Annotated in this window: 17 protein-coding genes, 10 tRNA genes and 4 rRNA genes; 2 read left to right on the forward strand and 29 right to left on the reverse strand. The window is 36.8% G+C overall.

The genetic code is table 11. The features are described 5' to 3' along the window. Positions 1-147: 147 nt before the first annotated feature. From gltX to DYE57_RS10570, 7 genes are all read right to left on the reverse strand, one after another. Complete coding sequence (gene gltX, locus DYE57_RS10540; RefSeq protein WP_115313967.1) at positions 148-1,602, reverse strand: glutamate--tRNA ligase; 1,455 nt, start codon at positions 1,600-1,602, stop codon at positions 148-150. 394 nt (positions 1,603-1,996) lie between these two features. After that, on the reverse strand, positions 1,997-3,079 hold the full coding sequence (locus DYE57_RS10545; RefSeq protein ID WP_115313968.1) for a PIN/TRAM domain-containing protein: 1,083 nt from the start codon (positions 3,077-3,079) through the stop codon (positions 1,997-1,999). Positions 3,080-3,131: 52 nt separating this feature from the next. Continuing rightward, positions 3,132-4,499: a DNA repair protein RadA gene (radA, locus tag DYE57_RS10550; protein WP_115313969.1), complete on the reverse strand. Its 1,368-nt coding sequence runs from the start codon at positions 4,497-4,499 to the stop codon at positions 3,132-3,134. 233 nt (positions 4,500-4,732) lie between these two features. Then, complete coding sequence (locus DYE57_RS10555; protein ID WP_115313970.1) at positions 4,733-7,186, reverse strand: ATP-dependent Clp protease ATP-binding subunit; 2,454 nt, start codon at positions 7,184-7,186, stop codon at positions 4,733-4,735. A 15-nt stretch (positions 7,187-7,201) separates the two neighbouring features. Continuing rightward, the gene (locus DYE57_RS10560) at positions 7,202-8,206 is read right to left on the reverse strand and encodes a protein arginine kinase (RefSeq protein ID WP_115313971.1); all 1,005 of its coding nucleotides are present in this window, start codon (positions 8,204-8,206) and stop codon (positions 7,202-7,204) included. Further along, positions 8,199-8,762: a UvrB/UvrC motif-containing protein gene (locus DYE57_RS10565; protein WP_115313972.1), complete on the reverse strand. Its 564-nt coding sequence runs from the start codon at positions 8,760-8,762 to the stop codon at positions 8,199-8,201. The genes DYE57_RS10560 and DYE57_RS10565 overlap by 8 nt, the downstream gene beginning before the upstream one ends. A 20-nt stretch (positions 8,763-8,782) precedes the next feature. Continuing rightward, a complete protein-coding gene (locus DYE57_RS10570) occupies positions 8,783-9,244 on the reverse strand; it encodes a CtsR family transcriptional regulator (protein ID WP_115313973.1) in 462 nt (153 codons plus the stop codon). A 154-nt stretch (positions 9,245-9,398) separates the two neighbouring features. Here DYE57_RS10570 and DYE57_RS10575 point away from each other — a divergent pair, with 154 nt between their 5' ends. Then, the gene (locus DYE57_RS10575) at positions 9,399-10,613 is read left to right on the forward strand and encodes a NupC/NupG family nucleoside CNT transporter (protein WP_115313974.1); all 1,215 of its coding nucleotides are present in this window, start codon (positions 9,399-9,401) and stop codon (positions 10,611-10,613) included. 150 nt (positions 10,614-10,763) lie between these two features. Here DYE57_RS10575 and pdxT read toward each other — a convergent pair whose 3' ends face one another. Together pdxT and pdxS are read right to left on the reverse strand one after the other, a co-directional pair. Next, a complete protein-coding gene (gene pdxT / locus DYE57_RS10580; RefSeq protein WP_115314146.1) occupies positions 10,764-11,321 on the reverse strand; it encodes a pyridoxal 5'-phosphate synthase glutaminase subunit PdxT in 558 nt (185 codons plus the stop codon). An 8-nt stretch (positions 11,322-11,329) separates the two neighbouring features. After that, positions 11,330-12,217: a pyridoxal 5'-phosphate synthase lyase subunit PdxS gene (pdxS, locus tag DYE57_RS10585; RefSeq protein ID WP_115313975.1), complete on the reverse strand. Its 888-nt coding sequence runs from the start codon at positions 12,215-12,217 to the stop codon at positions 11,330-11,332. 96 nt (positions 12,218-12,313) lie between these two features. Here pdxS and pdxR point away from each other — a divergent pair, with 96 nt between their 5' ends. Then, positions 12,314-13,690, forward strand: coding sequence for a MocR-like pyridoxine biosynthesis transcription factor PdxR (pdxR, locus tag DYE57_RS10590; RefSeq protein WP_115313976.1), 1,377 nt, complete (start codon positions 12,314-12,316; stop codon positions 13,688-13,690). Positions 13,691-13,808: 118 nt separating this feature from the next. Here pdxR and rrf (DYE57_RS10595) read toward each other — a convergent pair. The 20 genes from rrf (DYE57_RS10595) to hslO all read right to left on the reverse strand — a co-directional run bounded on the left by rrf (DYE57_RS10595) (position 13,809) and on the right by hslO (position 26,329). After that, positions 13,809-13,923 (reverse strand): 5S ribosomal RNA (rrf, locus tag DYE57_RS10595). A gap of 66 nt (positions 13,924-13,989) precedes the next feature. Further along, positions 13,990-16,911, reverse strand: a 23S ribosomal RNA gene (locus tag DYE57_RS10600). 232 nt (positions 16,912-17,143) lie between these two features. After that, a tRNA-Ala gene (locus DYE57_RS10605) sits at positions 17,144-17,219 on the reverse strand. 19 nt (positions 17,220-17,238) lie between these two features. Then, positions 17,239-17,315 (reverse strand) — tRNA-Ile (locus DYE57_RS10610). Positions 17,316-17,409: 94 nt separating this feature from the next. Then, positions 17,410-18,960, reverse strand: a 16S ribosomal RNA gene (locus tag DYE57_RS10615). A gap of 128 nt (positions 18,961-19,088) precedes the next feature. After that, positions 19,089-19,164, reverse strand: a tRNA-Ala gene (locus DYE57_RS10620). A 7-nt stretch (positions 19,165-19,171) separates the two neighbouring features. Continuing rightward, positions 19,172-19,245, reverse strand: a tRNA-Pro gene (locus DYE57_RS10625). A gap of 27 nt (positions 19,246-19,272) precedes the next feature. Beyond that, a tRNA-Arg gene (locus DYE57_RS10630) sits at positions 19,273-19,349 on the reverse strand. Positions 19,350-19,362: 13 nt separating this feature from the next. Then, positions 19,363-19,451, reverse strand: a tRNA-Leu gene (locus DYE57_RS10635). A gap of 7 nt (positions 19,452-19,458) precedes the next feature. After that, a tRNA-Gly gene (locus tag DYE57_RS10640) sits at positions 19,459-19,533 on the reverse strand. Positions 19,534-19,552: 19 nt separating this feature from the next. Then, a tRNA-Lys gene (locus DYE57_RS10645) sits at positions 19,553-19,625 on the reverse strand. Between the two features lie 6 nt (positions 19,626-19,631). Next, positions 19,632-19,707, reverse strand: a tRNA-Thr gene (locus DYE57_RS10650). Between the two features lie 6 nt (positions 19,708-19,713). Continuing rightward, a tRNA-Val gene (locus DYE57_RS10655) sits at positions 19,714-19,789 on the reverse strand. A gap of 11 nt (positions 19,790-19,800) precedes the next feature. Then, a 5S ribosomal RNA gene (gene rrf / locus DYE57_RS10660) occupies positions 19,801-19,915 on the reverse strand. The 16S, 23S and 5S rRNA genes sit together here with 10 tRNA genes alongside, the layout of an rRNA operon. Before the next feature lie 473 nt (positions 19,916-20,388). Further along, a complete protein-coding gene (gene lysS, locus DYE57_RS10665) occupies positions 20,389-21,876 on the reverse strand; it encodes a lysine--tRNA ligase (protein WP_115313977.1) in 1,488 nt (495 codons plus the stop codon). A gap of 373 nt (positions 21,877-22,249) precedes the next feature. Next, positions 22,250-22,729, reverse strand: a complete 480-nt coding sequence (folK, locus tag DYE57_RS10670) for a 2-amino-4-hydroxy-6-hydroxymethyldihydropteridine diphosphokinase (protein ID WP_115313978.1) — start codon at positions 22,727-22,729, stop codon at positions 22,250-22,252. Continuing rightward, positions 22,730-23,095: a dihydroneopterin aldolase gene (gene folB / locus DYE57_RS10675; protein WP_115313979.1), complete on the reverse strand. Its 366-nt coding sequence runs from the start codon at positions 23,093-23,095 to the stop codon at positions 22,730-22,732. Further along, positions 23,073-23,876 (reverse strand): dihydropteroate synthase, encoded by an 804-nt coding sequence (gene folP, locus DYE57_RS10680; RefSeq protein WP_115313980.1) that lies wholly within the window; start codon positions 23,874-23,876, stop codon positions 23,073-23,075. Before folP ends, folB begins: the two co-directional genes overlap by 23 nt. Before the next feature lie 306 nt (positions 23,877-24,182). Continuing rightward, a complete protein-coding gene (gene cysK, locus DYE57_RS10685) occupies positions 24,183-25,115 on the reverse strand; it encodes a cysteine synthase A (protein ID WP_115313981.1) in 933 nt (310 codons plus the stop codon). Between the two features lie 338 nt (positions 25,116-25,453). After that, positions 25,454-26,329, reverse strand: a complete 876-nt coding sequence (gene hslO / locus DYE57_RS10690) for an Hsp33 family molecular chaperone HslO (RefSeq protein ID WP_115313982.1) — start codon at positions 26,327-26,329, stop codon at positions 25,454-25,456. Positions 26,330-26,536 lie beyond the last annotated feature (207 nt).

Consider the following 26,536-nt stretch of genomic DNA (forward strand, 5'->3'; position numbering starts at 1 on the left):
ACAGCCAACGCACACTCTCTGAGTCATAAAGTATTTAACTACTAATCCTTTGATTCATTTTTATAATTCTAATAATAGGTTGTTATTTGTGAAATTTCAAGTCGGAAATGGTTTTCTATAAAGTTTATTTTTGATTGATATTATAATTTACACAAACTTTTTTAAGCGTGATAGCACTTTATCTTTACCTAGTACTTCAATTGTAGTAGGTAATTCAGGACCATGCATTTGTCCAGTAACAGCAACACGTATAGGCATAAAGAGTTGTTTACCCTTGATACCTATTTCTTTTTGAACTTCTTTAATTTTTTTCTTTATTTCAGTAGCTTCAAATGGATCAAGCGCTTCTAATTTACTATATAAGTGATTCATTAATTCTGGTACTTGCTCACCATTTAATACTTCTTGTTCTTCTTCACCGAGTTCAGGCATTTCATGAAAAAACATTTCTGATAATGGAACAATTTCTCCAGCATAACTCATTTCTTTTTGATAAAGTGCAATGAGTTTACGACCCCAATTTCTATCTTCTTCAGACGGATTTTCTGGAATTAGATTAGCTTTAATTAAGTGAGGTAGGGCTAATTCAAATACAGTTTCAGTATCTTTTGTTTTCATATATTGGTTATTGACCCAAGCTAACTTTTGTCTATCAAACATTGCAGGAGATTTAGAAAGACGTTTTTCATCAAATATTTTGATGAATTCCTCTTTAGAAAAGATTTCTTCTTCCCCTTCCGGAGACCAACCAAGTAAGGTAATGAAATTAAAAAATGCTTCTGGAAGATAACCTAAATCACGATATTGCTCGATAAATTGTAGAATTTGACCATCACGTTTACTTAATTTCTTACGTTCTTCATTCACAATAAGTGACATATGACCAAAACGAGGCGGTTCCCAGCCAAATTCTTCATAAATCATTAATTGCTTAGGAGTATTAGAAACATGATCATCTCCACGTATAACGTCTGAAATTTCCATATAGTGATCATCAACAGCTACTGCGAAGTTATAAGTTGGTACACCATCTTTTTTTACGATGACCCAGTCTCCAATATTATTAGAATCAAAAGAGATTTCACCCTTAACCATATCTTTGAAAGAGTATGTTTTATCTTTAGGGACACGGAAACGTATTGATGGTTGACGACCTTCCGCTTCAAATTGTTGACGTTGTTCTTCAGTTAGACGAGCATGTTGTCCACCATAACGAGGCATTTCTCCTCGAGCAATTTGAGCTTCGCGTTCTTCTTCTAATTCTTCCTCAGTCATGTAACATTTGTATGCTTTATCCTGATCAAGTAATTGTTGAATAAGCGGATTATAAATATCAGCACGTTCAGATTGACGATAAGGTCCGAATCCTTTGTCCTTATCAACTGATTCATCCCAATTTAATCCTAACCATTTCAAGTTATCAAATTGTGATGACTCGCCATCTTCTAAATTACGTTTACTATCTGTATCTTCAATTCGAACAACAAAATCCCCATTATAGTGTTTGGCAAATAAATAGTTAAATAATGCTGTTCGAGCATTTCCAATATGCAAATATCCAGTTGGACTTGGTGCATATCTTACTCTGATTCGTTCACTCATTATATTCACTCCTAAGATTATTAATTGTATGACTAATTCAATGGTTCACAATCTTAATTAAGCTCAATAAAAGTATTAATTAAAATTTTGATACCACTTCTCTTACCAAATAATGCATGTTAACTTTCAAGTTCAACGTGAGCTTATTCAACTTTAAAAAAGCTATTCAAAAGCTAATGATGTGTTGAACCATACCTTTACGAATAACTTTTCCAATGGATGATTCTTCAATCTCACTTAACATTTCAATAATATTGTAGCACTTAAATAATGCTTTGATAAGGAACTTGTTTAAGTACTTTCATCAAATATATCTCTTTTAGTTCAAAAGTTTAAAATATAAATTACATAATTCCAAACGTAATATCTCGTTTCACATGAAACCCATTCAAAATTATTTATCGCTAAAGGACATTTCATCTTCTATATATTTTGCAAAGACAATTCTTCCTGATGAAGTTTGTAATAAACTAATAACCTCTAATGTAACGTATTGACCAATCAATTTCTTTGCATTGTCAACAACTACCATTGTACCATCATCTAGGTAACCTACACCTTGTCCAGGTTCTTTTCCCATCTTAGTAAGTAAAATGTTTAAACGATCACCTTGATGAACATTAGGTTTTATCGCTTCAGATAAATCATTTACATTGAGTGCTGTGATGCCTTGTACGTGACAAACTTTATTTAAATTAAAATCTGTAGTAATAACATGAGCATGATAATGTTGTGCAAGTTTAATTAATAACGTGTCTATTTCGCTATGTGTTTTTGTTGGATGAATCACTCGAGTAGGATATTCTAAATCATAAAGTTGATTCAGAATATCTAACCCTCTCTGTCCTTTTTCTCGCTTTACACTATCCTTAGCATCAGCAACAATTTGTAATTCATTGATAACTCCTTGAGGAATAAGAATATCTCCGTCAATAAAACCACAGCGTATAATATCTAATACTCGACCATCAATAATCGCGCTTGTATCAATAATTTTAGGTATAGCTTTACGTGTATTATTAGACATTGAACGTGCCATATTTTCTGGTAAAAACATCAACATCTCATCACGCTTTTTCAAGCCAAACTGAAATCCTAAATAACACAGGATAATTGTGATTATGATGGGTATAAAATGATTAAAAATTGAATTTCCTATTATTTCTAAAATAAAAGAAACCATTACTGAAATAAACAAACCAATAATAAGTCCAATAGTTGCGAATAGAATTTCAATTGCACTTCGATTCATTATCAATTGTTCAAATTGTTTAAATGCACTTGTAACTTTATTGATAAATAATCCGAAAATAATAAAAAATAGAATAATACCTATTAAACCATCTATATAATAATTTGTGATTATAGGATACTGAGTAATACCTATATCAGAAACGACCTCTGGAACGATAATAATGCCTAATGCAGCTCCTAGAATCGCATATATTATTACCACAATTGATTTTACGATATTCAATTCATGTCCTCCTTTCTATGTTGTCCTTTCCTAATTAATTCAATATTTATCTTTATGTCGAGTGAAGTGCGAATTTCAAAGCTTCATGAACTGTAGATACACCAATTACCTGTATACCTTCAGGAAAAGTCCAACCTCCTATATTAGTTTTAGGAATGATAGCTCTTTTAAAACCAAGTTTTGCTGCTTCTTGAACACGTTGTTCTATACGCGATATTCGACGAACTTCCCCAGTCAAACCTACTTCACCTACAAAACAGTCTAAGCCGTCTACAGTTCTGTCTTTGAAGCTTGATGCAGTAGCTACAATAATGCTAAGGTCTACAGCCGGTTCTGTTAATTTCACACCACCTGCAACTTTAATATAAGCGTCTTGTTGTTGCAGTAAATAATTTTCTTTCTTTTCTAATACAGCCATCAGGAGACTTAATCTATTGTGATCTATACCAGTAGCCATACGTCTAGGATTATTAAATGTTGTAGGAGTAACTAATGCTTGAACTTCGATAAGAAGTGGTCGTGTTCCTTCCATAGTAGGAACAATTGTCGAACCAGGAACATTAGTTGAACGTTCCTCTAAGAACATTTCAGATGGATTAAGAACACCTTTTAATCCACTTTGTTTCATTTCAAAAATCCCCATCTCATTTGTAGATCCAAAACGGTTTTTAACGGCTCTCAAGATACGATAAGCATGATGCTCATCACCTTCGAAATATAGTACTGTATCTACCATATGCTCAAGTAATCTAGGCCCAGCTATTTGGCCTTCTTTCGTAACATGACCAACTATAAAGGTAGCAATATTCATCTGCTTCGCTATATTCATTAAACTTTGTGTGCTTTCCCTAACCTGAGATACTGAACCAGGCGCAGAACTGATTTCCGGATGATAAATCGTTTGTATAGAGTCTATGACAAGCAAATCAGGACGTTCATCTTTAACGGTTTGATGAATGACCTCTAAATCAGTTTCAGCTAATACATTTAGGTGACTAGAATCTTCTTCTAAGCGATCTGCGCGTAGTTTAGTTTGATTAATCGATTCCTCACCACTGATATATAGCACATTTTTATTTTGCGATAGTGTAGCACATATTTGAAGAAGTAGTGTAGACTTTCCTATACCTGGATCTCCACCTATAAGTACAAGCGACCCACTAACGATTCCACCACCAAGTACTCTATTAAATTCTTTTGAATCAGTAAGAATTCTCGGTATGACTTCATGTTTAATACTATTAAGCTTTTGAACTTTTCCTACTACTTCCTTTGACTTTACATCATGCTTAGGGTTGGTAGCCTTCTCTATCGTTTCTTCCATTTGATTCCATGCACCACAACTTGGGCATTTACCCATCCATTTCGGAGATTGATAGCCACATGCCATACATTCAAATATTACTTTTTTCTTGGCCATTTTTACACCTCCAAATTCTTATGAACAAATCTATTTTAAACTGACAATTTGATTATGACAAATTAAATGTGATTGATTTAATCTTAATCATTTTTTTGTTACTTTTCACCATTTATTTTCTTAAAAATTAAGTTAGTTTAAAGCTTGTGTCAATGTTTTTAAATAAAACAAAAAAGCATTCCTCTAAGAATAGAGGAACACTTTTCAAACATAGTCATTAAGAATTTTTCGATTTAGGATTCTGTCTTTTCCTTGTTAGAAGTTTTTTCATGAATATCATATTTAAACTCTTCACCATCATGATCAATAGTGACTTCTTTTCCTTCAATTTGATTACCATCTAAAATTAATTCACTTAAGTTATCTTCTACAGTTTTTTGAATTGCTCTAATTAGAGGTCGTGCGCCATATTCCGGATCATAACCCTCTTCAGCAATTTTACCTTTCGCCTTATCAGTTACTACAACATTTATATCTTGTTCAGATAGACGATTTGTAAGTTTATTAACCATCATAGTTACAATTTCTTTTAATTCGTCTTTAGTCAGTTTATGGAATACGATAATATCGTCGACACGGTTTAAGAATTCTGGACGGAATGAATTTTTTAATTCTTTCATCATCGTTTTACGAATTGTTTCGTAATCGTTGCCTTCAGATGCGCCACTGAAACCAGCAAAACGTTGATCTTGTATTTCTTGTGCACCAACATTTGAAGTCATAATAATCACTGTATTACGAAAATCAACTGTACGACCTTTTGTATCTGTTAAATGACCATCATCTAAAACTTGTAAAAGTATATTAAATACATCAGGATGTGCTTTTTCAATTTCATCGAATAAAATAACTGAATATGGTTTACGTCTAACTTTTTCAGTTAATTGACCACCATTATCATGACCTACATAACCTGGAGGCGCTCCCACTAGACGACTCACTGTATGTTTCTCCATAAATTCACTCATATCAACACGAATCATCGCATCATCTTCGCCGAACATAGATTCAGCTAATGCTCGAGCTAGTTCAGTTTTACCAACTCCAGTTGGTCCTAAGAATATGAAACTACCGATTGGACGTTTTGGATCTTTAAGACCCGCACGTGCACGGCGAACAGCTTTACTAATTGAATTAACAGCGTCGTTTTGTCCAATCACACGTTTATGAAGTGTATCTTCAAGATTTAGTAAGCGATTTGACTCAGTTTCGTTGATTTTAGTTAATGGTATGTCAGTCCAACCTGCAATAACCTCTGCAATATCTTCTTCAGATAAAGCTGTGTTAACACCACCTTGAGAGTTTTTCCATTCGTTTTTAGCATCTTCATATTGTTTCTCAAGTTTTGATTGTTTGTCTCTTAAGTTTGCTGCATTTTCAAATTCTTGAGCGTGTACTGCAGCATCTTTTTCATTTTTTACATTTTCAATTTCTTGTTCAATCTCTTTTAAATTATTAGGTGTCGTGTGACTTTTTAGTCTTACTTTAGAACTAGCTTCATCAATAAGATCAATTGCTTTATCTGGCAAGAAACGGTCTGAAATATAACGATTACTTAGCTTAGCAGCCGCTTCTAATGCTTCATCTGAAATGTTTATTCTATGATGCGCTTCATAGCGATCACGTAAACCTTTTAAAATTTCGATTGTATCTTCAACAGTCGGTTCATCAACTTGAATAGGTTGGAAACGACGTTCTAATGCAGCATCTTTTTCAATATTTTTGCGATATTCATCTAATGTTGTAGCACCGATGCATTGCAATTCTCCTCTAGCTAAAGCTGGTTTAAGAATATTTGAAGCATCAATTGCTCCCTCTGCACCGCCAGCACCTACAAGTGTGTGTAATTCATCTATGAATAGAATGACATTACCTGCTTGATGAATTTCTTCCATTACTTTTTTTAAACGTTCTTCAAATTCACCACGATATTTAGTTCCAGCCACAACTGTTCCCATGTCTAAAGACATTACACGTTTATCTTTCAGTGTTTCAGGTACTTCATTGTTAACAATTGCTTGTGCTAGCCCCTCTGCAATTGCTGTTTTACCTACACCAGGTTCACCAATAAGTACAGGATTATTTTTAGTACGACGACTTAATACTTCAATAACACGCGTAATTTCCTTATCTCGACCTACAACTGGATCTAATGTGCCATCCTTAGCAATCACTGTTAAATCTCTAGCTAAACTATCCAATGTTGGCGTATTGTTAGACTTGTTTGCTCGAGCATTTTTATTACTCATTTCAGGACTACCTAAAGCTTTAACAACTTGTGCACGTGCTTTGGTAATATTTAAATCTAAATTCGCAAATACGCGCGCTGCTACACCTTCATTTTCACGAATTAAACCAAGTAGAATGTGTTCTGTTCCAACAAAATTGTGGTGTAACTTTCTCGCTTCATCCATAGAAAGTTCAATCACTTTTTTAGCTCTAGGCGTATAGTGAAGCGTGCCCATTTGTTCTTGACCATGACCAATTAACTTTTCTACTTCTTCAATTACTTTGTCTTCAGTGATATTAAAACTTTCTAAAACTTTAGCAGCTATACCTTCTGGTTCTTTCATTAAACCTAGTAAAAGATGTTCTGTTCCAATATTAGAATGGTTTAAACGAATCGCTTCTTCTTGTGCATGCGCTAAGACACGCTGCGCACGTTCTGTTAATCTGCCAAATAACATATATAAATTACCTCCTTATTTTATATGCTCTCTTAACAAGTTAGCTCTTTTTTCATTTACTGTCCTATTATCGTCATCTTCTATTAAAAATGGCGACTGAATTGCTACCATTAATTCATTAAACTTAAAATTTTCGAGCGAAATGTATCCTAAGTCTATACCAAGTTTTACTTCACTTAATCGACATGATGCCTCTTCCATTGAAATGATTCTACTATTTTGTAATATCCCTAAAGAACGATAAACTCTATCTAATGTTTCAACGGGATTATGCTTAGCAAGTCTTTCACGAATTTGCTTTTCTTCATTAATGATTTGATTTACAACTTCTGTTAAATTATCAATGATTTCTTCTTCTGTTTTCCCTAAAGTGAGTTGATTTGAAACCTGATATATATGTCCATAAACTTGTGAGCCTTCTCCATAAATACCTCGAATCGTAAATCCAAAGCGATTAATTGTCTGTGCAATTCGGTTCATTCTTTTCATTATAGAAAGTCCTGGCAAATGTAACATGACACTTGCACGCATGCCAGTACCCACATTTGTGGGACACGTAGTCAGAAAACCTAAATGCTCATCAAAGCTAATATCTAACTCTTTATCTAAATCATCATCAATTTTAGAAGCCCGTTTGAATAAATCTTTAAGGGATAAATCTGTTCCTAATGCTTGTATTCTTATGTGATCTTCTTCATTAACCATCACGCTTAAAGACTCATCATCATTTAATAATACTGCTGAGGCAGATTGCTTTATAAGTTCTGGACTCACAAGATGTTTTGCAACTAATTTCATCTTGTTTTTTTGATTCATAGTATCTAAACGATGCAAAGTTAAGTCCGGAAGAGCACCTTGAACCTCATTGATAACACGAAATCCTTCTTTTTCAGAAGGAAACATTAAAGGATGAACGTGATTTTCAAGATTTCTAGCTAAACGTATTCTTGAAGAAATAACAACAGATGCCTCTTCCGTCATCTTCATCCACTGACTAATATTTGCATAAATATCACTCATCGTGAGACACCTCACTTTCATCTTTTAATGCCTTAATTTCATCACGAATTATAGCTGCTTCTTCAAATTCTTGTTCTTCTATTAGTTTATTAAGATATTTTGTTTTTGCTTCAATTTGCTTTTTAATAGCAAGTTTCTTATAAGATGACTGAGGTGTTTTGCCAACATGAGCAAATTGCCCACCTTGAACTCTTTGCACAATATCTATTATGTCTTCTTTAAAGGTCGCATAACAATTAGAACACCCGAACTTACCTACATGAGCAATGTCCTTTAAAGTCATTTGACATGACGGGCATTGCTTTTCTTCTTTAAACGCCATTTCTTGAAAATTAATACCATGTTTCGTAGCAAGATGTTGTAATATTTGCTTAACAACAAAAACTTCTTCGATATCATCTTGATGGGTGTGATAGGAATTATCATCATGTGAATGTTGCCAAGGAATTGATCCCTGTGCACAAGTGGAACACACCCACTTTTCATGCGTACCATCTTTACTCTTAACTGTAAGTTTAACTTCAGCTTCATTTAAATGGCAATTTTCACAAAGCACTTAGAGACACCTCACTTTACTTAGTAGTAATTAATAACTGGAAGTAATCGTTTTAAAATATTCGCTCTAATTATATCTCTAGCAACCACATCCATTTTTAATGTTTCTCTGTCAATAACCGCTTGTATCATTTTAGCTTCTCTATCATTGATCAATCCTTTATCTAATAAACCATCTATTACATAATAAGCTTGTTGTTGTGAAATAGAAGGTCCTATCAATTGAAGCAAGTGATTAATATATCCTGTGGCGTCTTTATTTTCAATTTTGGTGATTCGGATGTAACCTCCACCACCACGTTTGCTTTCTATTTCATAACCATGTTCATTTGTGAAACGGGTTTTAATAACATAGTTGAGTTGAGATGGAACACAATCAAAACGTTGAGCAATATTAGCCCGTTGAATTTCCACTACATCTTCATTTGTTTCTTCAAATAAATGTTTAATGTATTGTTCTATGATGTCAGATATATTATGCATGGATATCACCTCTTTTTGACCTTCTTTGACTATATTATATGACCCTCTTTGACCTTTTTCAACCAATTTGATTTTAAAATTTTAATTTTATGATGTTAGCACGTTCATTTTATTGTATGATTGAGAATAGAAAAAATTAAAGGAATGAAGAAACATGTGTATTGTGATTGGTATTATAGGAATTATTTTCTTTTTAGCACTCGCATACTTATTTAGTTCAGACAGAAAAAATATTCGCTGGCAATATGTTGGATTACTTTTAGTAATTCAATTCATCTTTGCATTTATCTTGTTAAAAACGCATATCGGTATTACCGTCATTGGCGGTATCTCAAATGGCTTTAGTTACTTACTAGCTAAAGCTGCAGTCGGTGTCAATTTTGTATTTGGTGGATTTGAATTTATTAACCCTAAAAACCCTCCATTCTTCTTTAATGTTTTATTACCAATTGTCTTTATTTCTGCATTAATCGGTATCTTACAATATACACGTATTTTGCCATTTATTATTAATGGATTGGGCTTCTTGATTTCCAAAATTAATGGCATGGGACGTTTAGAATCATACAACGCTGTAGCAGCTGCGATATTAGGACAATCCGAGGTATTTATATCATTAAAAAAACAATTATCTTACATACCTAAACAACGTTTATATACTTTAACTGCATCAGCAATGTCTACAGTATCAGCTTCAATTATCGGTGCTTATTTTACACTTATAGAACCTAAATACGTTGTAACTGCAGTAGTACTTAACTTATTTGGTGGTTTTATCATTGTTTCAATCATTAATCCATATAAAGTTAATGAGGAAGACGATAAATTACTAGTAGATGAAAGCGAAATTAAGAATCAGTCATTTTTTGAAATGTTAGGAGAATACATTTTAGATGGATTTAAAGTAGCGGTGATAGTAGGCGCAATGTTAATTGGATATATTGCTATTATTGCTTTACTTAATGGAATAGTAAGCGGAATCTTCAGTTTATGCTCAAGGGGAGCAATATCATGGAACTTCCAAACATTGATTGGATTTATCTTTGCACCATTTGCTTTCTTAGCTGGCATTCCTTGGCATGATGCTGTTCAATCTGGTTCAGTTATGGCAACAAAATTATTATCTAATGAATTCGTAGCTATGCAAGACTTAGGTAAAACAACTGGTTTATCAGAACATGCTAAAGGTATAACATCTGTTTTCTTAGTATCCTTCGCAAACTTTAGTTCTATCGGTATCATCTCAGGTGCAATTAAATCACTTAATGACAAAAAAGGAGATGTCGTTGCACGTTTCGGATTAAAATTATTATTCGGCGCAACACTTGTTTCATTTATTTCTGCAGCAATTGCTGGCTTCTTTATATAATTATGGATTACTCAAGAGTAACTATGAAGTTACTCTTGTTTTTTATGAAAATTATTTTGTGCAAGAATTACAGTAGCTAATTTTAGAAATTCAAATTTTAAAATTATAAAAAAACGGTCATCTATAAAATGACCGTTTTATCTAAAGCATCTACTTCTGAACCATGTGATTGATAAAATATTCAGTTATACGATAATCATCTGTTAATTCCGGATGAAATGAAACACCAAGATAGTTGCCTTGTTTGACAGCAACAATCTTATCACCGACTTGACTAAGAATTTCGACGCCTTTCTCAACTTGTACTATATGGGGCGCTCTTATAAATACACCTTCAATATCTTTGGCAATACCTTTAATATCAAGTTCAGATTCAAAACTATCAACTTGTCGACCAAATGAATTACGTTCGACAGTGATATTTAACTTCTTCAGATAACCTGTTTCACCTTCTACATCTTTGGCAAGTACTATTAAACCTGCACAAGTACCAAACATTGGTAAATCAGATTGCTGTAGTGCCTTTTTAAACCCGTATAAATCCATTAATCTTCTTAGCGTTGTTGATTCGCCACCTGGTAAAATTAATCCTTCTATATCTTCAAGTTGTTTAACTCTTTTTACTGCAATACCTTCATGACCACTTAATTCAATGTGACGAATATGTTCACGAACAGCACCTTGTAAAGCTAAAACACCTATTTTCATTTTCATAATTACCAACCACGCTCTTGCATACGTTCTTCTAATGAAATTTGGTTAATATCCAACCCTTTCATAGCAGTTCCAAGTTCACTTGCCAATTTACCAATTAGTTCATAATCTTGATAATGTGTCGTTGCTTGTACAATTGCTTTAGCAAATTTTTCAGGATTTTCTGATTTAAAAATACCTGAACCTACGAATACACCATCTGCACCTAATTCCATCATCAACGCTGCGTCTTGAGGTGTTGCTACACCACCTGCTGCAAAGTTAACTACTGGTAAACGACCACTATCTTTAATTTGTTTTAACACTTCAAATGGTGCACCTAAATCTTTAGCAAAAGTCATAATTTCATCATCATTCATTACTGTTAGTCGGCTAACTTCAGAATTTACTCGTCTCATGTGACGTACCGCCTCAACAATATTTCCTGTTCCAGGTTCACCTTTAGTACGTAACATAGCTGCACCTTCACCAATGCGACGAGCTGCTTCACCTAAATTTCGACAACCACATACAAATGGCACAGTGAATTGATCTTTTCGTAAATGACACTCTTCATCAGCTGGAGTAAGTACCTCTGATTCATCAATATAGTCTACTCCCATTGCTTCTAAAACTCTTGCTTCAGTGATGTGACCAATACGCGCCTTTGCCATAACAGGAATAGATACAGCATTCATTACTTCCTCTACAATTTTAGGGTTAGCCATACGCGCAACGCCGCCTGCTGCACGGATATCTGAAGGAACACGTTCTAATGCCATTACAGCAACTGCACCCGCTTCTTCAGCAATTCTAGCTTGCTCTGCATTGACAACGTCCATAATAACGCCACCCTTTTGCATTTCAGCCATTCCTCTTTTTACTCGATCTGAGCCTACAATTTTAGACATAAATTTTACCCCTTTTCTTATTGATTAAATTCATTTTAAGAGATAAACTGATGTTTAAAAAGGTTCAATTTATATATAATGATAGGGGTCAGTTTAATGAAATCCTCACAACCACTTTACTTATCACTTTATGAAAATTTTAAAAAACAAATTATCGAAGGACAATATCAAGCAAACGATAAATTTCCTTCCAAAAGACAGTTAAGCAAACATTTATCGATAAGTCATACCACAATAGAACATGCTTATCAGTTATTGAATGACGAGGGATTTATACACTCCAAACCAAGATCTGGCTTTTTTGTTTCGGATATTGAAGCATTGCCAGTTATACATCGTCATTCGAATAAGTTAAGCGAAAATGAAGATAGTAACAATTTAGACAATGAACAACATAGATACAAATATTCTTTTAGTTTAGCTGAGATAGATTCTGAAAGTTTTCCAATGCGCATTTTCAGGAAATATGCTAAAGATGTATATGAAGATAATCAAATTGCTCTTCTACGGCGTGGTAAACGCCAAGGTGAGTATGCATTAAGACAACAAATAGCACATTACTTATTTAATAGTAGAGGTGTAACCTCACATCCCAATCAAATCATAATCGGTTCTTCTACAAGCCAATTATTAGACATGATTACAAATTTACTTAAAGAAGATGAGTTTATAATTGAAGACCCAAGTTATCCACCCATAAAGCAAGTTTTAGACAAGAAACGCATGAAATATTTACAGGTTCCAGTTGAAAAGAATGGAATACAAATCGATCCAGTTTTAAATTCAAAAAAAAATGTATTATATATAACACCCTCCCACCAATTCCCAACTGGTTATGTTACAAATCTAAAAAAGAGAACACAACTAATCAATTGGTCCCATCAAGAAGCTAATAGATATATCATTGAGGATGATTATGATTCAGAATTCAGGTATTTTGGCAAACCCATTCCTGCCCTACAAAGCTTAGATACTAAAGAAAAAGTAATCTATATTAGTACTTTTTCAAAATCATTATATCCAAGTTGTAGAATAGCGTATATTGTATTACCTAAAAGTTTAATGCATAAATTTAATAAGAGAAAGTATAAAGAAGGTAATACTGTACCGGTACATATTCAACATATGGTTGCTCGTTTCATGGCTAGTGGCAGTTTTGAGAGACATTTAAATAAAATGAGAAAAATCTATCGAAATAAATTAAACTATATTTTAAGTCGATTAAATAAATACAATAAACAGATACAAATCGATGGTGCTCTAACTGGAATGCATTTTACACTAACAGTTATTAACGGGTTAACACTAAATCAATGCATGGAAAATGCTAAGAAAAATAATTTAAAATTAGAAATTTATAACTATGAAGATGATCTTCAAAAATACCCTAAATTCATTTTAGGATTCGGTGGAATTAAACAAAGTGAGCTTGAAAATCATGTTAATGCATTAATTGAAACTTTAATTAAATAATCTACATTAAAAATATCATATTGGAATATGCTATCCACCTTTAGCACTATTTTTGAATATAAAAAAAGAGACCTTACGGTCTCGATTCGGCTCATCGCATCCATACGATTTGTATATTGCCTGGCAACGTCCTACTCTAGCGGAACGTCAGTCCGACTACCATCGGCGCTAAGGAGCTTAACTTCTGTGTTCGGCATGGGAACAGGTGTGACCTCCTTGCCATTGTCACCAGACAAGTGAATGTTTATACATTCAAAACTAGATAGTAAGTAAGGTTTTGTGTCGCAAAACATTTTTATTTGATTAAGTCTTCGATCGATTAGTATTCGTCAGCTCCACGTGTCACCACGCTTCCACCTCGAACCTATTAACCTCGTCATCTTCGAGGGATCTTATAACCGAAGTTGGGAAATCTCATCTTGAGGAGGGCTTCATGCTTAGATGCTTTCAGCACTTATCCCGTCCATACATAGCTACCCAGCTATGCCGTTGGCACGACAACTGGTACACCAGAGGTATGTCCATCCCGGTCCTCTCGTACTAAGGACAGCTCCTCTCAAATTTCCTACGCCCACGACGGATAGGGACCGAACTGTCTCACGACGTTCTGAACCCAGCTCGCGTACCGCTTTAATGGGCGAACAGCCCAACCCTTGGGACCGACTACAGCCCCAGGATGCGATGAGCCGACATCGAGGTGCCAAACCTCCCCGTCGATGTGAACTCTTGGGGGAGATAAGCCTGTTATCCCCGGGGTAGCTTTTATCCGTTGAGCGATGGCCCTTCCATATGGAACCACCGGATCACTAAGTCCGTCTTTCGACCCTGCTCGACTTGTAAGTCTCGCAGTCAAGCTCCCTTATGCCTTTACACTCTGTGAATGATTTCCAACCATTCTGAGGGAACCTTTGAGCGCCTCCGTTACCTTTTAGGAGGCGACCGCCCCAGTCAAACTGCCCACCTGACACTGTCTCCCACCACGATAAGTGGTGCGGGTTAGAAAGCCAACACAGCTAGGGTAGTATCCCACCAACGCCTCCACATAAGCTAGCGCTCACGTTTCAATGGCTCCTACCTATCCTGTACAAGCTGTGCCGAATTTCAATATCAGGCTACAGTAAAGCTCCACGGGGTCTTTCCGTCCTGTCGCGGGTAACCTGCATCTTCACAGGTACTATGATTTCACCGAGTCTCTCGTTGAGACAGTGCCCAAATCGTTACGCCTTTCGTGCGGGTCGGAACTTACCCGACAAGGAATTTCGCTACCTTAGGACCGTTATAGTTACGGCCGCCGTTTACTGGGGCTTCGATTCGTGGCTTCGCAGAAGCTAACCACTCCTCTTAACCTTCCAGCACCGGGCAGGCGTCAGCCCCTATACATCACCTTACGGTTTAGCAGAGACCTGTGTTTTTGATAAACAGTCGCTTGGGCCTATTCACTGCGGCTCTTCTGGGCGTAAACCCTAAAGAGCACCCCTTCTCCCGAAGTTACGGGGTCATTTTGCCGAGTTCCTTAACGAGAGTTCGCTCGCTCACCTTAGAATTCTCATCTTGACTACCTGTGTCGGTTTGCGGTACGGGCACCTGTTATCTATCTAGAGGCTTTTCTCGGCAGTGTGAAATCAACGACTCGAGGAAACAATTTCCTCTCCCCATCACAGCTTAGCCTGATGAGTGCCGGATTTGCCTAACACTCAGCCTTACTGCTTAGACGTGCACTCCAACAGCACGCTTCGCCTATCCTACTGCGTCCCCCCATCGATTAAAACGATACTAAGTGGTACAGGAATATCAACCTGTTATCCATCGCCTACGCCTGTCGGCCTCAGCTTAGGACCCGACTAACCCAGAGCGGACGAGCCTTCCTCTGGAAACCTTAGTCAATCGGTGGACGGGATTCTCACCCGTCTTTCGCTACTCACACCGGCATTCTCACTTCTAAACGCTCCACATGTCCTTGCGATCATGCTTCAACGCCCTTAGAACGCTCTCCTACCATTGTCCGAAGGACAATCCACAGCTTCGGTAATATGTTTAGCCCCGGTACATTTTCGGCGCAGTGTCACTCGACTAGTGAGCTATTACGCACTCTTTAAATGATGGCTGCTTCTAAGCCAACATCCTAGTTGTCTGGGCAACGCCACATCCTTTTCCACTTAACATATATTTGGGGACCTTAGCTGGTGGTCTGGGCTGTTTCCCTTTCGAACACGGACCTTATCACCCATGTTCTGACTCCCAAGTTAAATTAATTGGCATTCGGAGTTTGTCTGAATTCGGTAACCCGAGAGAGGCCCCTCGTCCAAACAGTGCTCTACCTCCAATAATCATCACTTGAGGCTAGCCCTAAAGCTATTTCGGAGAGAACCAGCTATCTCCAAGTTCGATTGGAATTTCTCCGCTACCCTCAGTTCATCCGCTCACTTTTCAACGTAAGTCGGTTCGGTCCTCCATTCAGTGTTACCTGAACTTCAACCTGACCAAGGGTAGATCACCTGGTTTCGGGTCTACGACCAAATACTCAACGCCCTATTCAGACTCGCTTTCGCTACGGCTCCACATTCGCTGCTTAACCTTGCATCAGATCGTAACTCGCCGGTTCATTCTACAAAAGGCACGCCATCACCCATTAACGGGCTCTGACTACTTGTAAGCACACGGTTTCAAGTTCTCTTTCACTCCCCTTTCGGGGTACTTTTCACCTTTCCCTCACGGTACTGGTTCACTATCGGTCACTAGAGAGTATTTAGCCTTAGGAGATGGTCCTCCCAGATTCCGACGGAATTTCACGTGCTCCGTCGTACTCAGGATCCACTCAAGAGAGAATACGTTTTCGACTACAGGATTATTACCTTCTTTGATTCATCTTTCCAGATGATTCGTCTAACATGTTCTTTTGTAACTCCGTATAGAGTGTCCTACAACCCCAACAAGCAAGCTTGTTGGTTTGGGCTCTTCCCGTTTCGCTCGCCGCTACTCAGGGAATCGATTTTTCTTTCTTTTCCTCCGGGTACTAAGATGTTTCAGTTCTCCGGGTCTGCCTTCTGACATGCTATGAATTCACATGTCAATAACATGACATCACTCATGTTGGGTTCCCCCATTCGGAAATCTCTGGATCAACGCTTACTTACAGCTACCCAAAGCATATCGTCGTTAGTAACGTCCTTCATCGGCTTCTAGTGCCAAGGCATCCACCGTGCGCCCTTAATAACTTAATCTCTGTTTTCGCTCAACTTTAAGTCAATCGCTTTCATATGGCTTCGTTTCCATTCGTTACCTGAAAAACGATTTCTTTTAAAGTTTAAAACAAAAACACGTTATTAATCTTGTGAGTGTTCTTTCGAACACTAGCGATTATTTATGAATTCAAGCTTATTTAAAACTCTATTCACTCGGTTTTGCTTGGTAAAATCTTTACTTACTTATCTAGTTTTCAATGTACAATAAAAATGGTGGAGACTAGCGGGATCGAACCGCTGACCTCCTGCGTGCAAAGCAGGCGCTCTCCCAACTGAGCTAAGCCCCCAAAATATGTAATTAATAAATGGTGGGCCTAAGTGGACTCGAACCACCGACCTCACGCTTATCAGGCGTGCGCTCTAACCAGCTGAGCTATAGGCCCATTTTCACTTGAATGATAATAAACATTCAAAACTGAATACAATATGTCACGTTATTCCTCATCTTCTACGAAGATATTCCGAATATATCCTTAGAAAGGAGGTGATCCAGCCGCACCTTCCGATACGGCTACCTTGTTACGACTTCACCCCAATCATTTGTCCCACCTTCGACGGCTAGCTCCAAAAGGTTACTCCACCGGCTTCGGGTGTTACAAACTCTCGTGGTGTGACGGGCGGTGTGTACAAGACCCGGGAACGTATTCACCGTAGCATGCTGATCTACGATTACTAGCGATTCCAGCTTCATATAGTCGAGTTGCAGACTACAATCCGAACTGAGAACAACTTTATGGGGTTTGCTTGACCTCGCGGTTTCGCTGCCCTTTGTATTGTCCATTGTAGCACGTGTGTAGCCCAAATCATAAGGGGCATGATGATTTGACGTCATCCCCACCTTCCTCCGGTTTGTCACCGGCAGTCAACTTAGAGTGCCCAACTTAATGATGGCAACTAAGCTTAAGGGTTGCGCTCGTTGCGGGACTTAACCCAACATCTCACGACACGAGCTGACGACAACCATGCACCACCTGTCACTCTGTCCCCCGAAGGGGAAAACTCTATCTCTAGAGGGGTCAGAGGATGTCAAGATTTGGTAAGGTTCTTCGCGTTGCTTCGAATTAAACCACATGCTCCACCGCTTGTGCGGGTCCCCGTCAATTCCTTTGAGTTTCAACCTTGCGGTCGTACTCCCCAGGCGGAGTGCTTAATGCGTTAGCTGCAGCACTAAGGGGCGGAAACCCCCTAACACTTAGCACTCATCGTTTACGGCGTGGACTACCAGGGTATCTAATCCTGTTTGATCCCCACGCTTTCGCACATCAGCGTCAGTTACAGACCAGAAAGTCGCCTTCGCCACTGGTGTTCCTCCATATCTCTGCGCATTTCACCGCTACACATGGAATTCCACTTTCCTCTTCTGCACTCAAGTTTTCCAGTTTCCAATGACCCTCCACGGTTGAGCCGTGGGCTTTCACATCAGACTTAAAAAACCGCCTACGCGCGCTTTACGCCCAATAATTCCGGATAACGCTTGCCACCTACGTATTACCGCGGCTGCTGGCACGTAGTTAGCCGTGGCTTTCTGATTAGGTGCCGTCAAGACGTGCATAGTTACTTACACATTTGTTCTTCCCTAATAACAGAGTTTTACGATCCGAAGACCTTCATCACTCACGCGGCGTTGCTCCGTCAGGCTTTCGCCCATTGCGGAAGATTCCCTACTGCTGCCTCCCGTAGGAGTCTGGACCGTGTCTCAGTTCCAGTGTGGCCGATCACCCTCTCAGGTCGGCTACGCATCGTTGCCTTGGTAAGCCGTTACCTTACCAACTAGCTAATGCGGCGCGGATCCATCTATAAGTGACAGCAAGACCGTCTTTCACTGTTGAACCATGCGGTTCAACATGTTATCTGGTATTAGCTCCGGTTTCCCGAAGTTATCCCAGTCTTATAGGTAGGTTATCCACGTGTTACTCACCCGTCCGCCGCTAACGTCAGAGGAGCAAGCTCCTCGTCTGTTCGCTCGACTTGCATGTATTAGGCACGCCGCCAGCGTTCATCCTGAGCCAGGATCAAACTCTCCATAAAAAATTATGATGTTTGATTAGCTCATAAATACTAATAGTTTATAACGTTTCGTTACTATTTATTGGAATTAACGTTGACATATTGTCATTCAGTTTTCAATGTTCACTATATAAAGAAATAAATTTAAATGGTGGAGACTAGCGGGATCGAACCGCTGACCTCCTGCGTGCAAAGCAGGCGCTCTCCCAGCTGAGTTAAGCCCCCAAAGAAGTCGGGAAGACAGGATTCGAACCTGCGACCCCTTGGTCCCAAACCAAGTGCTCTACCAAGCTGAGCTACTTCCCGTATGTAGTTAATTAATCAAATTAGAAATGGCGCGCCCGATAGGAGTCGAACCCATAACCTCTTGATCCGTAGTCAAACGCTCTATCCAGTTGAGCTACGGGCGCTTAAATTTTAAAATGGTGCCGAGGACCGGAATCGAACCGGTACGGTGATCTCTCACCGCAGGATTTTAAGTCCTGTGCGTCTGCCAGTTCCGCCACCCCGGCAAAATAATGGAGCGGAAGACGGGATTCGAACCCGCGACCCCCACCTTGGCAAGGTGGTGTTCTACCACTGAACTACTTCCGCAAGTATATGAAAGTCATAATGAGCCATAGAGGATTCGAACCTCTGACCCTCTGATTAAAAGTCAGATGCTCTACCAACTGAGCTAATGGCTCAAAAGATGGTGCCGGCCAGAGGACTTGAACCCCCAACCTACTGATTACAAGTCAGTTGCTCTACCAATTGAGCTAGGCCGGCTGTCAATGGTGGAGAATGACGGGTTCGAACCGCCGACCCTCTGCTTGTAAGGCAGATGCTCTCCCAGCTGAGCTAATTCTCCGAATATAATTTGCCTGGCAATGTCCTACTCTAGCGGAACGTCAGTCCGACTACCATCGGCGCTAAGGAGCTTAACTTCTGTGTTCGGCATGGGAACAGATGTGACCTCCTTGCCATTGTCACCAGACAAAAATAACTTACTTTATTCATGATACATACTTCTTTTATTAATTGCAACAGTCAATTTTTCACTAAATTAAAATTTCATTTACAATTATGTAACAAACACTCTCGATTTTGACGACTTTTACATGTTACTTCATTTTGACTAACAAGTCAATACATTTTCAAAAGTTTTTATAGCTTAATTTATTTGCTAATTAAAGCCACCGTTCAATTTCACTCGATACACTTTAACACACTGTTCTAACTATTTCCATTAGTTTTTTAGATATTTAGATATAGAATTATAAAATTTTTGTTTCAAAATTTACTTTTCATCAGTCGACGCTTTTTGCCTAACTTCTCCTTGATACTTTGAATATATAGTTCTTCTATATGCTACGTCAAAATATGTGGCTAATTCTCTTTTGCTACCGGGTCAGTAAAATGAAAAAGCATTGACCATTAATTAATGATCAATGCTTAATATATTATGTTTTATTTTTGTCTCATATAAGGGAATAATAATACATCTCTGATAGAAGGTGAATCAGTTAACAACATTACTAAACGATCAATACCAATACCTAATCCACCTGTAGGTGGCATACCATATTCTAATGCTTCAATATAATCTTCATCCATTTCATGTGCTTCGTCATTACCTTGTTCTTTTTCAACAAGTTGTGCTTCAAAACGTTGGCGTTGATCGATAGGATCATTGAGCTCAGTAAATGCATTTGCATGTTCTCTACCAACTATAAATAACTCGAAACGATCTGTAAATCTTGAATCTTCTGGATTTTTCTTAGCTAATGGAGAAATTTCAATTGGATGACCATAAATAAACGTAGGTTGAATTAAAGTTTCTTCAACTTTTTGTTCAAAAAATTCATTTAAAATATGCCCATATTTCATACTTTCAGTTATTTCTATGCCATGTTGTTTAGCAAGTGAAACAGCTTCTTCATCAGACTTAACATCATAGAAGTTAACACCTGTTGCTTCTTTAACAGCATCAACAATATGAAGTCTTTTCCAAGATGATTCTAAATCAATTTCTTCACCGTTATATTGTACTTTGGCTGAACCAAACACTTCTTGGGCAATATGTCTTACCATATTCTCAGTCAGATTCATAATGTCATGATAATCAGCATAAGCTTCATATAATTCAATCATTGTAAATTCAGGATTATGACGTGTTGATACGCCTTCATTACGAAATACGCGTCCTATTTCATAAACTTTTTCCAATCCACCTACGATTAGACGTTTCAAGTGTAATTCAATAGCTATACGCATATATAACGTAGCATCTAGAGCATTATGGTGTGTCACGAATGGACGTGCAGCAGCACCACCTGCAATTTGATGCATCATTGGTGTTTCAACTTCTAAGAAACCTTGCTTGTTAAGATAATTACGCATTTCTTGAATAATTTTACTACGATTGATGAAAGTACGCGTGCTCTCTTCATTCGTAATTAAATCTAAATATCTTTGGCGATATCTTTGTTCGATATCTTGTAAACCGTGGAACTTATCAGGTAAAGGACGCAATGATTTAGATAATAGTGTAAATGACTTAGCTTTAACAGAAATTTCACCAGTATTAGTTTTAAACATCACACCTTCAATACCTACAATGTCACCTAAGTCAGCGATTTTCCAAATATCAAACTGTTCATCACCAACTTGATCTTTTCTTACATAGATTTGAATTTGTCCTTTTAAATCTTGGATATGCGCAAATCCTGCCTTACCTTTACCGCGTTTCGTCATTAAACGACCAGCAATTGTCACATGACTTTCGTCTTCTTTTTCATGTAATTCTTCTTTTGAAAATTGATCCCATTGTTCCTTTAATTCACTAGAAGTAGCTGTACGTTCAAATCTACGCCCAAAAGGATCAATTCCTAAATCGATTAATTCTTGTAATTTTTGACGACGGACCTGCATTTGGTCATTCATTTCTTCTGACATAAATTTCTCTCCTTTAAGCTTCTTGTTTATCTACAGATTGTCCCATACGTTCTTTTTGGAAATTTCGTAAAATATCAATTTTTCATGTTCAGTCTCAACTTTTTTCAAATTTTACGAGCTTTGTCATTTACTTTGATATCTTTAAAATATCATGAAGCATAGTCACTAATTTCCATAAAGCCAACCTTCTCACCTTTTTATTCTACAAGAGGAAGTAAATGTAATAAAGCAATTTCTACTTTTCTTTCATTAATAGATTCATAAATTAAGTTAATTGCTTCTATTTCATGAACAATACTTTATATTATATAAGGTTTATTTAATATTTTCCTACCAACCACACTTTTTTAAATTTCCTCACATTTATTAACTTTTATCTCTTATACTTCTTAACTGTGTCGTCTACCATTACTAAATTTTGTATAGTTTGATGCGAACGAGGTTCAACCCGATTTGGGGCAATATCATTCAAAGGAGTGAGAACAAAGGCACGTTCAGTCATTCTCGGATGTGGTATAGATAAATTCTCTTCTTCTATGATTAAATCATCATATAATAAAATATCTACATCAAGTGTTCTTGGTCCCCAACTAATAACTCTAACACGATGCAACTGCTGTTCTACGTCTAAACAACGTGCCAATAAATCTTGAGGGTTCAAATTAGTTTCTATTTCAACACACAAATTTAAAAAAAGGGGCTGTTCTGTATAACCAACAGGTTCAGTTTCATAAATATCGGAAATTTGTGTCACCTCAACACCTTTAAAGCTATCTAAAATCTTTATCGCTTCTTGAAGTTGTATCTCACGTTCTCCAATGTTACTGCCTAAACCTAAATATGCTTTAACCATTTAGTTATTCTCCCTCACTATTTCAATCCCAAAACCATCGTAATGACCTGGTATTGGAGGATTTTCTTTAGTGATTCTAACTTTCGTTTCCATTACACGGTTATAGTGTGAATTTATACGCTTTGCAATACGTTCAGCTAGATGTTCAATCAAGTGTGACGGTGTACCTTCAACTATAGTTTTTACGTCTTCAAACACCTCACCATAATGCACTGTATCTTTAACATCATCTGATTGACCAGCTACACTTAAATCAACTTTCAAAGTAATATCAACTACAAAAATTTGGCCAATTTCATTTTCAGCCGGTAACACACCATGATAACCATAAAAACGTATTCCTTTAAGAAAGATGACGTCGTTCATGCTCATTCTCCTTTAAATAATCCATACTTTGTGCCAACCGTGCATTCAATAATACATTATGCACGCGAACGGCCTGAACGCCTTTCATTATACCATAAGCAGTTGTCGCTGCAGTTGCTTCGTCTCTATCAGATGGTTGCGACTCTTTTCCAATCATTTCTCTTATAAATCTTTTGCGACTAGTTGCAAGTAAAATAGGATATTCTGTAGCAACTATTTCATCTAATCTTGCCATAACTTCACTTTCTTCTTCACGTGTTTTAGCAAAACCTATACCTGGATCTAACCAAATTTTATCGTGAGGTATACCAGCTGACTCAGCTTTATTCGCTTGTGCTAATAATGAAACGAGCATTTCTTCGACAACTGGCTCATCTCTATAACCATCACCATTATGCATTAGTACGATTTCAGCATCATACTGTGCTACAACTTTAAACATGTTTGAATCATATAAACCAGCCCACTGATCATTAATCATCGTTACCCCGAATTCGAGACAAGCTTTTGCAACTTCACTACGATATGTATCAACAGAAATTTGTATATCAAATTGTATTATTGCTCCAATAACTGGTAGTACTCGGTTCATCTCTTCTTTTAAAGACACTTCTTCATGACCCGGTCTTGTAGACACCCCACCAACATCTACAATATCTACACCTTGATCAATCATTTCTTTCACGCGTTCTACTGCATGGTTAACTGAATTATACTTTCCTCCATCTGAAAATGAATCTGGCGTAACATTCAATATACCCATAATTTTCGTTTTAGCCATATATTTCACCTTTTCTTTTATAGAATTCCTTTCATCGCTACATGTCTTTAAAACTTAAAAAAGTATTATCCATCATCACTCATTATTTATCATATCATTCATTACTATAAGTTTTGAGTACAATTTCAAAATGAATACTGTACTTGATACGACGTTACATTATAAAAATGTATTTTTGAAGATGATTCAAAATAAAAAAGACGAAGACACGAATGATAAATAATAACGAAATTAGTGCAATAAACGCGCTAATTTTGATACTCACTCATCAAAAATCTTCGTCAAAAATAAAACATAGTTATTCAATTAATCATCAAAAGAATATAAAGGTGTTGATAAGTAACGTTCACCATTACTTGGTAATATAGTAACTACAGTTTTTCCGTTACCTAACTCTTTTGCTTTTTGAATAGCCGCATAAATTGCAGCTCCAGAAGAAATACCTGCTAAAATCCCTTCTTCTTTAGCCACGCGACGTGCCATTTCCATTGCAGTTTCATTACCAACTTTAATGATACTGTCATATACTTCAGTATTTAAAGTGTCTGGTACGAAACCTGCTCCTAATCCTTGTAATTTATGTGGACCAGGTTCTCCACCACTTAGTACTGGTGAAGCTTCAGGTTCAATAGCAACAATTTCTACATCTGGATATTCTTTTTTTAACACTTTACCGACACCAGATAAAGTACCCCCAGTACCGACACCAGATAAGAACGCATCAATTTTTCTACCTTCGAATTGTTCAACTAATTCAGGACCAGTAGTTAGTTCATGGATTTCAGGGTTAGCTGGATTTTCGAATTGTTGAGGTTCGAAATAGCCATGTTCTTCTTTTAATTCTTTCGCTTTTTTAATAGCGCCTTTCATAGCTTCAGATCCTGGTGTTAATACAAGTTCTGCACCGTAAGCTTTTAATAAATTACAACGTTCTTGACTCATTGTTTCAGGCATTGTAAAAACTGCATTATATCCTTTTGCTGCACATACAAATGCTAAGCCAATACCTGTATTACCACTAGTAGGCTCAACGATTGTATCACCAGGCTTAATTTTACCTTCGCGCTCAGCTTTTTCAATCATTGCTAGGGCAATACGATCTTTAACTGAACCACCTGGATTTTGATATTCTAATTTAACATAAATATCAGCAGCATTTTTATCAACTACATTTCTTAATTTAACAACAGGTGTGTTACCAATAATTTGTGTAACATTATCTACGGGTTTTTGTGCCATTCAGAACACTCCTTCTTAATTATATAATCATTAATACTTAGTTTTTCTATCGGATATAAATTTATTCTATCAGAATTTTCTAAAAAGAGAAACCGAATTGTCTTGTTGTCAATAAAAAAACTATATTTAATACATACATTAGAATTTTTCCCAAAAGAAATCAAATTAAACGTAAGGAGATAGTCGAAACAGTTTAAAAGTCAACAACGTATCGTCGTCACATACTTTTACATTAATAAACAACTATCTCCGCAGTAAACCACTGATATAATTAAATTTAAAATCGTTCAAATCAACAATAATCAAACGTTCATCACCTAGTCATTTTTCTAATAAATTTATTTTGCTAATAGTTCTTCTAATTCACTTTCATTATATTGATACTTATTACCGCAGAAATGACATACAGCTTCAGCACCATGATCTTCTTTAATCATGCTTTGAATTTCTGTTTTCCCTAAGCCCTTAATCGCATTTAAGAATTTTTCATGACTACAATTACATCTAAATTGGGCAGACATTGTATCCAGAATTTGAACATTGTCGTCACCTAGTATTTCTTTTAAAATCCCTTCAGGTGTTAATCCTTGTTCAATTAATTTTGAAACTGGTTGCATTTGATTTATAGCATTTTCCAACTTTGTAATAGTTTCATCTTTAGCACCAGGCATCACTTGAATGATAAAACCACCAGCAGCTTTAATTGAGTTATCAGGATTAACTAGGACACCGAGACCCACTGAAGAAGGTGTTTGCTCACTTGTAGCATAATAATAAGTAAAATCATCTCCAAGTTCCCCTGATACAATTGGACTTGCACCGGAAAAATAATCTTTCATACCTACGTCTTTAACAACTTGAATAGAACCATCTGTTCCGACTGCTCGCCTAACATCTAATTTACCTTGCTCATTAAGTGGAAAGTGTGTTTGTGGATGATCTACATAAGCTCGCACATTACCTTTCGCATTTGCATCAGCAATGATTCTACCAATTGGACCTTGTCCATCAACAGTAACTGTTAATTTTTGATTACCTTTTAACATTGCGCCCATCATTAATGTAGCAGTCATAGTTCTGCCCATTGCCGCTGAAGCAGTAGGCCATGTATAATGTCGAGTTTGTGCTTCTTGTACTGACTCTGTAGTGATTGTAGCATATGCTCTTATTTCTCCACTATATGCCAATCCTTTCACGATATAATCATGTGTCATTGTTAAATCTCCTTTTTGAATTATCTATTGTTTTAATCTCTTATTTTTTAATTCTGGTTGATTATTATACATCGCCCATCGAGTAATATGAAATCAATTGCTCATTCAAAAAATATAATAAATAGAAACTAACATAAGTTTTTATTTTCCATAAATCCCTTGTTTTATTAATTAACACCTTAACTTAAAGACATTAATTCTATTTCG

It is taken from the genome of Staphylococcus saccharolyticus (assembly GCF_900458815.1).
GTDB classification, from domain to species: Bacteria; Bacillota; Bacilli; order Staphylococcales; family Staphylococcaceae; genus Staphylococcus; species Staphylococcus saccharolyticus.

Bases quoted from the DNA above. Each gene is read 5' to 3' on its own strand.
- gltX (WP_115313967.1), bottom strand. From the start codon at position 1,602: ATGAGTGAACGAATCAGAGTAAGATATGCACCAAGTCCAACTGGATAT.
- radA (WP_115313969.1), bottom strand. From the start codon at position 4,499: ATGGCCAAGAAAAAAGTAATATTTGAATGTATGGCATGTGGCTATCAA.
- DYE57_RS10555 (WP_115313970.1), bottom strand. From the start codon at position 7,186: ATGTTATTTGGCAGATTAACAGAACGTGCGCAGCGTGTCTTAGCGCAT.
- DYE57_RS10560 (WP_115313971.1), bottom strand. From the start codon at position 8,206: ATGAGTGATATTTATGCAAATATTAGTCAGTGGATGAAGATGACGGAA.
- DYE57_RS10570 (WP_115313973.1), bottom strand. From the start codon at position 9,244: ATGCATAATATATCTGACATCATAGAACAATACATTAAACATTTATTT.
- DYE57_RS10575 (WP_115313974.1), top strand. From the start codon at position 9,399: ATGTGTATTGTGATTGGTATTATAGGAATTATTTTCTTTTTAGCACTC.
- pdxT (WP_115314146.1), bottom strand. From the start codon at position 11,321: ATGAAAATAGGTGTTTTAGCTTTACAAGGTGCTGTTCGTGAACATATT.
- pdxS (WP_115313975.1), bottom strand. From the start codon at position 12,217: ATGTCTAAAATTGTAGGCTCAGATCGAGTAAAAAGAGGAATGGCTGAA.
- pdxR (WP_115313976.1), top strand. From the start codon at position 12,314: ATGAAATCCTCACAACCACTTTACTTATCACTTTATGAAAATTTTAAA.
- lysS (WP_115313977.1), bottom strand. From the start codon at position 21,876: ATGTCAGAAGAAATGAATGACCAAATGCAGGTCCGTCGTCAAAAATTA.
- folK (WP_115313978.1), bottom strand. From the start codon at position 22,729: ATGGTTAAAGCATATTTAGGTTTAGGCAGTAACATTGGAGAACGTGAG.
- folB (WP_115313979.1), bottom strand. From the start codon at position 23,095: ATGAACGACGTCATCTTTCTTAAAGGAATACGTTTTTATGGTTATCAT.
- folP (WP_115313980.1), bottom strand. From the start codon at position 23,876: ATGGCTAAAACGAAAATTATGGGTATATTGAATGTTACGCCAGATTCA.
- cysK (WP_115313981.1), bottom strand. From the start codon at position 25,115: ATGGCACAAAAACCCGTAGATAATGTTACACAAATTATTGGTAACACA.
- hslO (WP_115313982.1), bottom strand. From the start codon at position 26,329: ATGACACATGATTATATCGTGAAAGGATTGGCATATAGTGGAGAAATA.